A 12,128-nucleotide genomic window follows, 5' to 3' on the forward strand; every position below is an offset into this window, starting at 1 on the left:
GAAAAAATCCCTCCGTTTGTCCTTTTTTATATATTATGGATTACTTCAATACAACTTCAACTGGACAATGGTCAGAACCAAAAATCTCATTGTGGATGGAAGCTGAAACTAACTTGTCATTCAGACTGTTGGAGACGAGGAAATAGTCGATACGCCACCCCGCATTTTTTTCTCGAGCACGGAAGCGATAAGACCACCATGAGTAAGCGCCCGTCAGGTCGGGATTGAAAAAGCGGAAAGTATCAGTAAAGCCTGCATTAAGAAGCTGTGTCATCTTTTCGCGTTCTTCGTCCGTAAAACCTGCATTACGGCGATTGGTCTTCGGATTTTTAAGATCTATCTCTTGGTGAGCTACATTCAAGTCGCCACAAACAATCACAGGCTTCTTCTTGTTCAACTCCAAGAGGTATTCTCGGAAAGCATCTTCCCAGGTCATGCGATAGTCAAGACGGCGCAACCCATCTTGAGAGTTTGGGGTATAAACCGTAATTAGGAAAAAGTCCTCCATCTCCAGCGTGATAACACGTCCTTCATGGTCGTGTTCTTCACAGCCCAATCCGTAGGTCACATTGAGCGGATGATGTTTTGTAAAGATAGCCGTTCCCGAATAGCCTTTTTTCTCAGCGTAGTTCCAGTAGCTTTCGTACCCTTCAAAGTTGATATCGAGTTGTCCCGCCTGCATTTTTGTTTCTTGCAAGCAAAAGAAGTCTGCGTCTAGGTTTCTAAAAGCTTCGCGGAAACCTTTTCCATCGCAAGCTCTTAGTCCATTCACATTCCAAGATATAAATTTCATACGTTTTTTATAAGTGTAAGATTTCGCTTCCTCTGCAGAGAGTGGGGTAAAATCTGAGTTTGAGAGAGTACAAAAATATGAAAGTTCTCTCATATTTGCAAAGTCACATGGTGAAAAATGACTAATTTTGCGCAGTACACAGTGTTCTGTGGCTTTTTATCAACCCGCAAAAGAAACAATGAGAAAGTATATATTTTTATCTCTTGCTGCAGCTCTTTTCTCCCTCGGGATGCAGGCTCAGCCACGTATTAGTTTTTCTGAAACCCAGCACGATTTTGGTCAAATCATGTGGCGTAATCCAGCACAAACTATTTTTCGTGTTCGCAATACAGGCAACCAGCCATTGGAGATAAAGGCTGTGGAACCAGATTGTGGTTGCACGTTGGTGAGTTGGGACCAAACCTCGATAGCTCCAGGAGCGGAGGGCAAGATCATTGCTAAATATGACGCCGAACTTCTTGGACATTTCTATAAAGGTATCGCTGTTTATACCAATATAGGCGAGAATCCTTATTATCTCAATCTTGTTGGCCATGTGGTGATGCCAAGTGAAGGTAAAGCAGACAACTTTCCTGTTCATCTTGGCGACAAATGGCTCTCCACAGAGAATGTGGAGTTTGATGATGTGCGTCGTGGCGATCGTCCCGAACGTACCGTGGAGGTTTTCAATGCAGGGAAGAAACCTATGACGTTGGGGCTGATGCACCTCCCTCAGTATTTAGATGCTGATATTCAGCCCACAGTTCTTCATCCAGGTCGTAAAGCAAAAATAAGACTCACCTTAAAGTCGGATGTGGTTATGAGTATGGGCTTAACGCAGGCTTCCATTTATCTTTCCACCTATACGGGTGAGCGCATCAATCGTAACAACGAAATAAATGTGAGCGTCACGCTTCTTCCTGACAATAATTATTCGGAAGCTACTTTGGCATTAGCTCCCATTGCGCACTTGGATAGTACGCATGTAGAGCTCGGTTCGTTAGGAAACAAGAAACGACTTCATACTCAACTCTTTTTGTCGAATGAAGGGAAAAGTCCACTTTCTGTGAGTGCTTTGCAAGTGTATAATGCAGGAATCTCTGTCAGTCTCGACCGTCGAGAGATTAAACCAGGTGAGAAGGCAAAGATGAAAATTATTGTAAATAATTCAACACTACAGTTCAAAGGTCGTCGTCGTATTTTGCTCATTACCAATGACCCGAGAACACCGAAGTTAGCGATAGATGTGAACGTAAAAAAGTAAAGGAATAATTTGGTAGAACAAAAACAAAACTCTACTTTTGCACCCGCAATCGGAAAGTAGCGCAGTTGGTAGCGCACTACGTTCGGGACGTAGGGGTCGGGCGTTCGAGTCGCCTCTTTCCGACAAAACAAAGATGCGGTGGGATCTTTGGAAAATATGAAATTACCGTTGTCCTTACGGGGACGATATGGGACGGGGCGTAAGAATTATGGAGTCTGAGAGGAGTGAAATGTTGGCTTCCTATCAGGAGGTTTCTTATTCGTTGCCCCGTTTCCATAAGGGGAAAAATCCTTATGTGGACTTTTATCAAGTAGATCCGCGAACTTTGCGGATGCGAAGAAAGAAGTTTCTGCTACGGGGGGGCCGTGATGCTGTTTTGTTGGAACAGCGTGCTGCGGATTTGGTTGCTTTACTCACAGAGCTTTTGCATTCTGGTTGGAATGCGTGGGACGATGCTACGAGGGTGAGTGCAGGTCCTTGGCGGCGGGGTGAGATTTCTTGGGAGAATTTGGCGCGGACATATCGCAAGGAGATGTCGTGTTTGTGTTCTCGTGGGATTTTGAAGCTTTCTACGCTGGAGACTTATTTTTCTTACTTCGGTTGTTTCGAGGAGTTTCTTCGATTTCGTTTGCCGAGGGTGCGTTGTGCTGGGGATTTGGATCGTGGACTCTTGGTGGAGTTTTTGGATTATCTCTTTTTTGAGCAGCGGCTTTCGGCGCGGACTCGGAACAACTACTTGACGTGGTTTAGGACTTTTGTTACTTTTCTTCTGGATAAGGGTTACACGTCTTCGAATTTTACTCAGGGTGTGAGGAAGTTGCGTGAGGCTCCGAAGTTTCGTGAGCAGATGTCGGCGGCTGAGCTCCGCAGGATTGGTGGGTACCTTCGGGAGAAGGATCCGTGGTTTCTGTTGGCTTGCATGCTTGAGTATTATACTTTTATTAGGCCGGAGGAGCTTTGCTCTGTCCGGCTTGGTGATATTTATTTGCGGTCGCAAAAGATTTATCTTTCTGGTCGGTACACGAAGAATCGGCGTGATGGGATGGTTGGTTTGAACCGTCGCACGATTGATTTGATGTTGGATTTGGGTGTGTTCGACTTTCCGGATTCTTATTTTTTGTTTGGTACGTGTCGGTTTCGTCCGGGTCCTACGCGGAAGCGTGGTGCGATTTTTCGTAATCGTTGGGTTTTGCTTCGTGGGGAGTTGGATTTGCCGCCGTGTTATCAGTTTTATTCTTTGAAGGATACGGGGATTCGTGATTTGGCGAATGCGCGTGGTATTATTGTGGCTCGTGATCAGGCGCGTCATGCTGATGTGCGTACTACGAACCGTTATTTGAAGGGTTTGGATTTGACGGTTCACGAGGAGACGAAGACTTTTGAGGGGGCGTTGTAGTCTTGGCTCTTGGTTGTGCTCCTGTGTGTGTCGGGGGTGCAAAAAAAAGAGAGTCCTGCTACCCTCTATCTACCTATCTCCGAGAGAGATTGTTGTGGGCCTTTCGGCTGGCACGAGGGGCAGGACTCTTGTTTTTTTTATCGTTTGGACGATTTGGGAGTCGGGACGATTTTGTTTTTGTATATCTCGCTTTTGGCGGGATAGGTGTTAGTACTGCTCTCTCGGGGTGGGGATAGATGTTTGCAAATATGTGGTGTTTTTTGTGTACTTGCAAACTTTTTTGTGATTTTTTTTATTTCATGGCGAGTTTTTTGGGGGTTTGTTGGTGTTGTTGGTGCCATTGTTGGAGTGCTTGGCAGGTTTTTGCGTAGCATTCTTGTAGGCTCATGAGGCCGTTGTTGCGTGGCGTGGTGGTGGGGTTTGTTTTCATTTTTTTTCCTTTTTTTTGTTAGCATTTGGCGGATATAGAAACGGCCGCCGATCCGTTGCTAACAAAAAAAAGGCTTTGCTCCGAGGAGTAAAAAACTTATTTTTACGGATGGCGGCCGTGTTTGGCTCGCGTGGTTTTGTATGTAGCCCTTTGTGGGGGTGGGGTGTCCGTTCCCTTTTGGGGCGGGGCATAAAAAAATGCCCGTTTCGTGGTGAATGGACATTAAAACCGATGTCCTGCGGAGCTGCTTTTGTGCAGCCTTTTTATTTGTTAGCGTTGCAAAGATGGGGTGAGTTTTTGGAACTTGCAAGCTTTTTGTGGATTTTTTTTTGCGGGGTGTGTTTTTTGTGGGGTGGACCTTTTTCGTGGGGTCAGGAAAATGGTGGTGGGTGTGGGGGATATATATAATGTATAGGGGGTGGGAATGTTTCTATACTGGGGGATAAAATTCCTATACTACAAAAAAAAATTCCTAGTATAGAAAAAAAAATTCCTAGTATAGAAATTTTTTTTTGTAGTATAGGAATTTTTTGGGGGTGGGATGTTAGGTTTTGTCGTTGAGTTGTTGGAATGCTCCGATGTATTGTTGTCCGAGGATTTCTTGCATTTTGTTGGCCATGACTTTGACGGAGATGGCCCATGAGCGGGAGAACCATGGGCGGGGGCGGCGAGGTTGGCGGAGGTGGTGTTGTTTTCGGTAGGTGGGGTTGAGGATGCGGAGGTTTCCTTGGTTGTTGTGGGTGTATCCTCGTCCTGTTCCTGCGTCGACGTAGATGCCGTATTGTAGGAATTGGAAGGCGGCGGTGAGTTGTAGGTTGTGTTGTGTGAGGTGTTGTGGTTGTATGGAGCGGTGGAGTGCTCCGGTGTTGTAGGCGTTGGCGAGGGTGAGTCGGTCGCGCCATATTTGTACCATCATGTGGTACCATTGTTGGCTGAATTCTTGGATTTGTTGTTCAGGTCCATTCTGTGTTGTCATAGGCGAGGGTTGTTGGTTCGTCGAGTGTGAGGAGGAAGTAGAGTCCGGTGGCTGAGTCGAGGAAGTTTCCGCCGAGTTCTCTGGAGCGTATGTTGGCGCAGTCGAGGTAGGCGCTGCGGTTGTTGAGTTCTTGCTCGTCGTGGAGGAATCGGGAGTGGAGTTGTCGGAAGAGTTCGCGTGCGGTGTTGATCTTCAGGTCGTAGTCGGTTTGGTTGCCGTATTGGAATCTTAGGACGATGAAGATGGTGAAGACGCGTCGCTTGAACCATGCTCCGGAGTTGTGGAAGGTGGAGTCTTCGGTGATGTCGGAGAAGCAGACCATGTTTTGTTGTGTGCGGAGGTCTTGTAGGAGTCCTTCGAGTGAGGCGATTCCGGAGCAGGTGGTGAAGTGGAAGTGGTGTTGCTGGGCGAGTCGGTTTTCGTTGATGAGTTGGCGGAGGTAGTCGCGGAAGTTGTAGAGGGGTGTTGGTGTCATTTTTTTTGTAGTTTTTGTGCTGTTTCTTGTGCGTCGTGTGCTTTTGCGTCGAGTTCGGTGAGAGCTCTCCAGCAGTCGGCTTGCATGATTTGTTGTTCTTTGGTGATGTCGCCTCCGGTGAGTGCTCGGATTTGTGTATCGTTGAGTTGTCGGATGTCGGGGGTGTCGGAGGTTGTGGGTGCTGGGGCGAAGAGATGGGTGAAGGTGTTGGCGAGGTGTTGTTTGATGGTGGTGTACCAGAGGATGATGTTGAGGAGTTCGGCGGAGGTGAATTTGTCGGGGTTGGTGTTGGGGTAGAGTCGTGTTCCCATGAGGCGGAGTGGGCGTTGGTCTTGGGTTTGGAGGTAGGCTTGATAGAGGGTTTCGAGGTGTAGATAGTTGTTGAAGGTGACGTGGTGTAGGAGTGTGTCGACGGCTGGGTGTCCTTGTATGGTTTCGAGGCGGATGGGGGTTGTGGGAGGTGTGGAGAGGAAGTCGAGGGTTTCGGCGGCTTGTGCCATGGATAGGGGGCTGATGCGGCAGTAGCGGTTGTTGATGCGTATTGTCCAGCGTCCTTGGTGGTCGGGAGGGCCGAGTGGGTGCATTCCGGTGAATCGTAGGAAGGCGTAGGCTTTGATGCGTGAGGTGTCGAAGCCTTCGGCGGAGAGGGTGAGGATGTAGAGGAGTTGTGGCTGTGAGAGTGTTTGCCAGGAGGTGGGTAGGTTGATGTTTATGGTGTCCATGTTAGCTAAAGAAGAAGGTTTTGTCGTTGGGTGAGTTTTGGTAGGGTTCGGCTTTGAGGGCTGCTGCGTTGGAGGATTGCAGCCAGGGTTGGAGGATGTTGGCGAAATCTTGGACGGTGTTGAGGAGTCGGTTGTGGAGGGGTTGTAGGCTCTTGAGGGAGTGTCCGGCGATGATGGCGGCCATGAGTCGGCGGGTTTGTTCGGTGATGATGTAGTAGACTTCGGGGTCGGTTTTGGCGGGTTGGCGTTCTTGGCGGACGAGTTCTTGATAGAGTGCGCTGGAGATGAGTTGGATGATGTAGGCTTCGGCGTCGGCGATGGCGGGCTGCAGGGCGAGGAACTCTTCGTGGTAGACTTCTTGGCCGTTGGGCTTTGCTCCGTAGCTTCGGATCAGGGAGGGGCACCAGATGAGAGAGGTGATGCGGCGTGTGGCTTGGATGGAGTTGCGCCAGGGGGTGGTGAGGAGCGAGAAGAGTAGGCGGTCGGTGGCGATGCTTTCCTTTTGTCGGAGCTGTTCGAGTAGGCGGTCGACGCGTTCGCGACTGGCGGGGGCCACGTTCTGGTTGCTCACGACGCCGAAGCCTGTGGCCGTGAGCACGAGGTCGAGTTGTGGCACTGCTTGGCGGGCTGCTTTGAGGCAGACGAGGCGCTGGGCGTGTTGCTGTGTGAGGGGTGGTATTGGCGTGTCGGCAATAATTTCTTCCACTTCTTGCTGTGCTTGCTGCAACTCGCCGCTGATTTGCTGGAAGATGGCGTCGTCGGGGGAGAGGAAGGCGGGGACGTATTGCTCGAAGAGTTCTTTGGTGATGGTAAGTGCCATTTTCTTTGTGTTTTAGGTCAATTTGTTGATACTTTTTTTGCGTCTGTGTGTTCGTCGAGGGTGGTGAGCATGAGCATGGGGATGGATGGTAGGACATTCCAGCCGTTGAACTGGCAAACCACCTGGAGGGATTGCAGGAGGATGTCGTGGAAGGCTTTTTCGAGGGCTTGTTTGATGGTGAAGAGTTCGCGCTTGTCCGAGCCGGAATTGTTGCTTTGTGCTTTGCCGGGCACAGCTCCGACGAGGTTGGGGTGAACGTTGAAGGCGTAGCAGGCTGTGTTGGCTGCGGCTTGTATGTCGTCGGCCCAGTCGCCGCCTTCTTTTGGTGTGGATATGCAGGAGATGACAACGTCCTTAACGGTGTGGCCGTCGGGGTCGACATAATAGCCGGAGATCCAGACTTTGTCCGAGTTGTCGATGTTGGAGATGAAGTCGCGTATGTTTTCTTTTTCGCGCTTGATGCGTTCTTTTCGTTTGAGGGGGTCGGTGATGCCGGCTTCCTGGAGGATGCGCCCCCAGTAGGAACGTTCCACCTCGACGTGGTATTTCACGCTGGAGAAGTTGCGGAGCTTGGCGCGTTTGGCGGTGCTGATGAGTTGCATCTCGTCGTAGCTGCCACCGCGGAAGATGGAGGCGTAGTAGGGGGTGGGATAGTATTGCGAGGACACGGTGGGGAAGCGCATGAGGATGGCAAATTTCCGGTCCTTCGTGGGCTGTCGGTATCGGCCGGTGGGAGAGGGTTCGCGGCCGAGGCGTTGCAGGAGATCGCCCAAGGGGTCGCGTTCGTCGAGCAGGGGGATGATTTCCGGTTCGGACTGCTGTGAGCTTTGCCAGTCGGCGTAGAACACGTTTTCGATGCGTCCCTCGGCGTTGGTCTTCTGGAGTCGGCAGTAGCAGGCGTCTTTGTGGAGGAGCTTTGTGATGCGCCGCCCATCGCGCGAGAGGATGATGACGGCCACGGCGAAGTAGAAATACTTCATGTCCGTGATTTGTTCCAGGAAGAAGCGGGGGAGAAACTGACGCGCGGCCCATTGTCGGAGTTCGCCCAGGCGGGAAGGAGCGAGGGTTTCGGGATCGCGAAATTCCACGCCGCCTCCGTAGCAGGTGAGCACGTTGAAGAGTTCGTTTTGTGCGGTCACTTCCGAGCCGCCGAGGAGGTCGATGATATGGTAAGGTAGGCGGTTGTCCGCGCCCCAATTGATGTAGCGCAGGTTGGGATGGTTGGGGACGGCGGAGGAAGTGATGCGTCCTTGCGCGGTGTCGAAGATGGTGGAAGTGTCGTCCACGGTCTCCAGCATGGCCGATACGCCAGAGTTGCCCAGATATAGGAGTTCGCCGGAGGAAGAAACGGGGGAGGAAAGATTTTGCATATTACCAAAAGATTTTGAGGTCGTCGATTTCGAAGAGGCAGCAGTCGCGGAACTCGCGGGTCTGTCCCGAGGAGAGTAGGCGGATGCGATGGATGCCGCCGCGGGTGTGACGGCCGAGGCAAACGATGTTGTGATAGGTCAGGATGTCGCCCGTGGAAAGTTTCCAGAGGCGCAGTTTGTGGGTTTGACCGTCCTCCAAAAGTCGGAGGGCATCGAGGCGGTGAATGGTTTTCGGAGTCATTGGAAAGAAGTGTCGAAAGTTTCGTCGAAGGTGCGCACATGGCTGAAGAGGTCGGCCTCCATCATTTGCCCCGTTTCGCGCCAGCGCACCGAGGCTTCGGCCGTTTCTGTGGGAGAGTTGGAGAGTTTCACGTCGCAGTCCGTCACACACACCTCGCGTCCCTGCTCATCGTAGGCTTCGAGCGTTTGCGCGCAGTCCTCGAGGAAGAAAATCATGCCATCGGGGAGAAAACCCATCGAGGCTTTGTAGCTGTGGTAGGCCGTGGCGGAATAGTTGCGCCAACGCCCTTCGAAGGAGGCCGCACCGCGTGTCACCTCCAGTTCTCGTTCTTTCTGTCCGAAGAAGCAGATGGTCTCCAACTGTCCGAAACAGTTGCGAAAGGTCAGCCGTGTGGGTGCAGCCGTGAACCCTTGAGGTGCGAGCTGGTAGGCTTGGGAGCGTTGCCCCACGCTCACTTCGAAGGCCAGCAGCTGTGCTCCGGCGGCGGGAGCTTGGAACTCGCACGGGCGGAGGCGGAAGGTGTGGATGTTGCCGTGGAGCTGTGTCGTGCGCGTGAGGAGGGTTTCTTTCACCTCGCTCCCCACGGCCCACTGGGCGCGGATGGTGGCCACGGTGGGCGCGCCCGAGGCATCGTAGAAGCTGAGCAGTTCCGTGTTGAAGAGCGTGGTGAGTTTCGCGCCGGAGAGCAGCGTGAGAAAATGAGAGGCGCAGAAATCGGCCGCCCCTTTATCCGTGCGCGTGCGGCAGGGCAGCACGCTGACCACGCCCGTCACCGCTCCCGAGAAGCTCAATTCGGCGGGCGCGGCCGTGAGACGGCTGTTGAGCAGGCGCGAGAGCGCGGGGAGCGTGAGGCGGCCGTGCTCGTCGAGCAGGAGCGAAGCGGTCATCAGTTCTTCGCCCGCGAGCGTCAGCACCAGCTGCGCTTGCTCAAAGGGGCGGCCCGAGAGCGTGAGCGCATCGAGCTCAAAGGGAAAAGCCACGGTGGGCAGAGGGTCAGGGAGCAGATTCATGAGCGGCGGCGTTTGTAGATGATGAAGAGGAAAAAGCAGCTGCACACAAGCACCAGGGCGAGCTTGCTCAGATAGTGAGGCGCGGAGGTGGTTTCTTTTTTGTTTTTCTCTGAAAGGTCGGACTGGTCGGACTGGTCGGACTTGTCCGAGTTCTCGGACTGGGCGGATTTTCCCTCCAGGTTAGACATTTTAGTGCTGTTGTCGTTGCCCGCGAAGTTCGCGCGCTGCTGTCCTTGCTTCTGTGCGCGGTGGCGTTCGCGGGAGGTTTCGTGTTCGCGGTGGAGGAGTCGGCCAGAGGAGTCGGCCACAAAGAGGTCGCGCACGCGCTCCACGATGCTGTCCGTCAGTGTCGAGGACGATGCTGCGGCCTGGAGCGTGCTCGAGCTTTGCGCCTGCGTGGAGGTCGTCTCGTTGTGGGTGGCCGATGCTTGGAGAGCAGAGCTCGCGGAGAGGGAAGAGTGATGCTCTGTGCGCTGCTCCTCCACGATTTTCTTTTTCGTTTGGCACGCCGCCAGTAGCAAGAGAGCCGCCAGAGCAACCAGCGCGAGCGAGAGCAGGCGCTGCGTCGCGCGGGAATGAGAGGGGAAAACGAAACCGTTACAAATTGTAACGCTTTGGAGCAGGCGCTGCGTCGCGCGGCAATGAGGGGGAATGGGCTGTTTCATAGGTCCTTGTATTCGTTGGTGGCATCGAAGGATGGGCAGGCCTTAGGGGCGAAATCGCGGTGGCCGCGGATTTGTGCTTGCGGGTATTTCGCGCGTAGCTCCGTGAGGAGGGCACGCAGCGCAGCGCGTTGTTCGGGCGTGCGCGTGTCGGCCGGTGTGCGCCCGTCGGCATCTAAGCCGCCGATGTAGCAGATGCCTATCGAGTCGGTGTTGTGGCCGAGGCAGTGCGCGCCGATGTCGCTCTCCGCGCGGCCAGGGTGAACGGAGCCGTCGCGGTAGACGATGTAATGGTAGCCCACGGTGCGAAAGCCGCGCTCACGGTGCCAGCGCGCGATGTCGGAAACGGTGAAGTCCAAGCCGGCGGGCGTGGCCGAGCAGTGGACAATGAGGTATTTAATCGGTCGCATGGGTGTTTTCTTTTTTGAGTTCTTTCAGGATTTCTTGCTTCATCTCGTGGTAATTGTCTTTGATATACATGGCCACGCCGAAGATGCTGGCAGCATACACGAGCGTTTGACCGAAATACCAGAGTTCGCCATCGCCCACGTGCCCGTTGCGGAAAAAGGAGCAGAAGCAAAGCGTGATGCCGCTAATTAGTGTGAAGAGGGCCGAAGCAACGGCCAGTGTGTCTTTCATTTTTTGACTCATAGCAGGGGAGGAGGTTATTCGTTTTCAAAGCGGGTGGGAGCTACGACGGGGAAGAGTTTGGAATATATCGTGTAATTGGTTGAATTCTTTACTTGCATTTTCTTATAGCTGGCGGCCCAGCGAACGCCGATAGCTATTTCTGAGGGATCGGATTCGGTTTGTCCTTTATATCTGTAGAAACCGATGGCACCGTCCACGCGCACCATGCGGTTGCGCACATCTAAAAGTTGCTGCTGCGGGCTTTTATAGCTATAGTTGCGCCATTCCGTCACTTCCGCGCGGCCCACGAACACGAAGTCCCATTTGTCGAAAAAGTCCTCCACTCTGGGAGCTTTGCAGAGGATATTGCAGGCAAAGCCCGCACCGTGGGCATCGAGGATTTCGCGCAGGAGTGTGTCGAGCGGCTTGTCGGGGAAGTTGAGCGTAGGAATCGAGGAAGCGTCTGGCAGTGCCACGCGTGCCACGAGGCTGTTTTCATAGTTTTTCACCACGAGCCACGTTTTCTCCTCGCGCTCTTCGGTGGTAAACTTCAGTGCACCGATTTCCTCCCACTTGAAGGCGCGCACGGTGCCCGAATTCTGATTCCACGAGATGTCGCGCTGGGAAAGGTGTCCCATGAAGAATTCCAGCTGGGATGTCATTTGGCGCTCTTTGTCGACAGTTTGCAGGATGAAGCCCTGATTGGGATTGCCCGAGGCGCTTTGCTTGGTGTAGGTGAGAAAGCGCACGTTTTCTAAGTCGTACACCACGTGGTTCGAGGCCGCAGCTTCGCGCGCCGCGCCCTGCGTTTCGAATGTGCCCAAGTGGTGGAGCATGCCGAGTTTCTCTCCCATCTGCCCGAGTTGTTGGATGATGGTTTGCACCTTGGCGAGTTCTTTTTTGTCCGCCGCCGTCATCACGCCCGCCTTCTGTTGTGTGGCAGCGGGGAAAGGAACACCGAAATCGATGAGCGTGTGGATGGAAGCCACCACCAAATCTTCGTTAGGCTCGAAGCGGATGCTGCTGATTTTGCTGTTGACTTCATTTTGGAGGCTTTGTAGGAGGGAGCGCAACTCAAGGATCTTTCGCTGCATTTCCTCGTCTTGGGCTTTTGTTCCCACTTCGGTGGTGAGTGTGTCCAGTTCCTCCTCAAAGTTTTGCAGATGGGTGTTGAGAGAAGTGATTTGGTTTTTCACATCAGCCGTCGCGGCTTTGGTTTTCACTTCTGAGAGCAGCGCGGCGATTTGTTGTGCCACGCTGGCAAACTTCTCCGACATCTCAGCCGTCGCGGCTTTGGTTTTCACCTCTGAGAGCAGCGCGGCGATTTGTTGTGCCACGCTGGCAAACTTCTCCGACATCT

General features: G+C 52.9%; 15 protein-coding genes and 1 tRNA gene. 3 read left to right on the forward strand and 13 right to left on the reverse strand.

From position 1 onward, the window contains the following. Positions 1-40 precede the first annotated feature (40 nt). Complete coding sequence (locus ABLA33_RS09165) at positions 41-793, reverse strand: exodeoxyribonuclease III (RefSeq protein ID WP_311490660.1); 753 nt, start codon at positions 791-793, stop codon at positions 41-43. Between the two features lie 178 nt (positions 794-971). Here ABLA33_RS09165 and ABLA33_RS09170 point away from each other — a divergent pair, with 178 nt between their 5' ends. The 3 genes from ABLA33_RS09170 (at position 972) to ABLA33_RS09180 (ending at position 3,432) form a co-directional block, all read left to right on the forward strand. Continuing rightward, positions 972-2,036: a DUF1573 domain-containing protein gene (locus ABLA33_RS09170; protein WP_311490661.1), complete on the forward strand. Its 1,065-nt coding sequence runs from the start codon at positions 972-974 to the stop codon at positions 2,034-2,036. 50 nt (positions 2,037-2,086) lie between these two features. Continuing rightward, positions 2,087-2,159 (forward strand) — tRNA-Pro (locus ABLA33_RS09175). A gap of 64 nt (positions 2,160-2,223) precedes the next feature. Further along, a complete protein-coding gene (locus tag ABLA33_RS09180; protein ID WP_347720070.1) occupies positions 2,224-3,432 on the forward strand; it encodes a site-specific integrase in 1,209 nt (402 codons plus the stop codon). Positions 3,433-3,724: 292 nt separating this feature from the next. Here the strand turns inward: ABLA33_RS09180 and ABLA33_RS09185 are convergent, their stop codons facing one another. The 12 genes from ABLA33_RS09185 to ABLA33_RS09240 all read right to left on the reverse strand — a co-directional run. Continuing rightward, the gene (locus tag ABLA33_RS09185) at positions 3,725-3,862 is read right to left on the reverse strand and encodes a hypothetical protein (protein ID WP_347720071.1); all 138 of its coding nucleotides are present in this window, start codon (positions 3,860-3,862) and stop codon (positions 3,725-3,727) included. A gap of 544 nt (positions 3,863-4,406) precedes the next feature. Then, on the reverse strand, positions 4,407-4,838 hold the full coding sequence (locus ABLA33_RS09190; RefSeq protein WP_347720072.1) for a hypothetical protein: 432 nt from the start codon (positions 4,836-4,838) through the stop codon (positions 4,407-4,409). Continuing rightward, complete coding sequence (locus tag ABLA33_RS09195; protein WP_347720073.1) at positions 4,816-5,313, reverse strand: hypothetical protein; 498 nt, start codon at positions 5,311-5,313, stop codon at positions 4,816-4,818. The genes ABLA33_RS09190 and ABLA33_RS09195 overlap by 23 nt, the downstream gene beginning before the upstream one ends. After that, on the reverse strand, positions 5,310-6,035 hold the full coding sequence (locus ABLA33_RS09200) for a hypothetical protein (protein WP_347720074.1): 726 nt from the start codon (positions 6,033-6,035) through the stop codon (positions 5,310-5,312). The genes ABLA33_RS09195 and ABLA33_RS09200 overlap by 4 nt, the downstream gene beginning before the upstream one ends. A 1-nt stretch (position 6,036) precedes the next feature. Continuing rightward, entirely contained in the window at positions 6,037-6,855 is an 819-nt protein-coding gene (locus ABLA33_RS09205) for a DUF6712 family protein (protein ID WP_347720075.1), read from the reverse strand. Between the two features lie 17 nt (positions 6,856-6,872). After that, positions 6,873-8,225, reverse strand: a complete 1,353-nt coding sequence (locus tag ABLA33_RS09210; protein WP_347720076.1) for a hypothetical protein — start codon at positions 8,223-8,225, stop codon at positions 6,873-6,875. Between the two features lies 1 nt (position 8,226). Next, on the reverse strand, positions 8,227-8,466 hold the full coding sequence (locus ABLA33_RS09215; RefSeq protein ID WP_347720077.1) for a hypothetical protein: 240 nt from the start codon (positions 8,464-8,466) through the stop codon (positions 8,227-8,229). Next, positions 8,463-9,257: a hypothetical protein gene (locus ABLA33_RS09220; RefSeq protein WP_347720078.1), complete on the reverse strand. Its 795-nt coding sequence runs from the start codon at positions 9,255-9,257 to the stop codon at positions 8,463-8,465. The genes ABLA33_RS09215 and ABLA33_RS09220 overlap by 4 nt, the downstream gene beginning before the upstream one ends. A gap of 215 nt (positions 9,258-9,472) precedes the next feature. Continuing rightward, the gene (locus ABLA33_RS09225) at positions 9,473-10,141 is read right to left on the reverse strand and encodes a hypothetical protein (RefSeq protein ID WP_347720079.1); all 669 of its coding nucleotides are present in this window, start codon (positions 10,139-10,141) and stop codon (positions 9,473-9,475) included. Further along, complete coding sequence (locus ABLA33_RS09230; RefSeq protein ID WP_315091609.1) at positions 10,138-10,548, reverse strand: N-acetylmuramoyl-L-alanine amidase; 411 nt, start codon at positions 10,546-10,548, stop codon at positions 10,138-10,140. The genes ABLA33_RS09225 and ABLA33_RS09230 overlap by 4 nt, the downstream gene beginning before the upstream one ends. Next, positions 10,535-10,777 carry a hypothetical protein gene (locus ABLA33_RS09235; RefSeq protein WP_315091610.1) on the reverse strand — a complete coding sequence of 81 codons (243 nt, stop codon included), beginning with the start codon at positions 10,775-10,777 and terminating at the stop codon, positions 10,535-10,537. Before ABLA33_RS09235 ends, ABLA33_RS09230 begins: the two co-directional genes overlap by 14 nt. Before the next feature lie 26 nt (positions 10,778-10,803). Beyond that, the coding region (locus ABLA33_RS09240; protein WP_347720080.1) for a hypothetical protein at positions 10,804-12,128 on the reverse strand (1,325 nt) is incomplete at its 5' end.

Source organism: uncultured Alloprevotella sp. (assembly GCF_963536905.1).
Taxonomy (GTDB): domain Bacteria; phylum Bacteroidota; class Bacteroidia; order Bacteroidales; family Bacteroidaceae; genus Alloprevotella.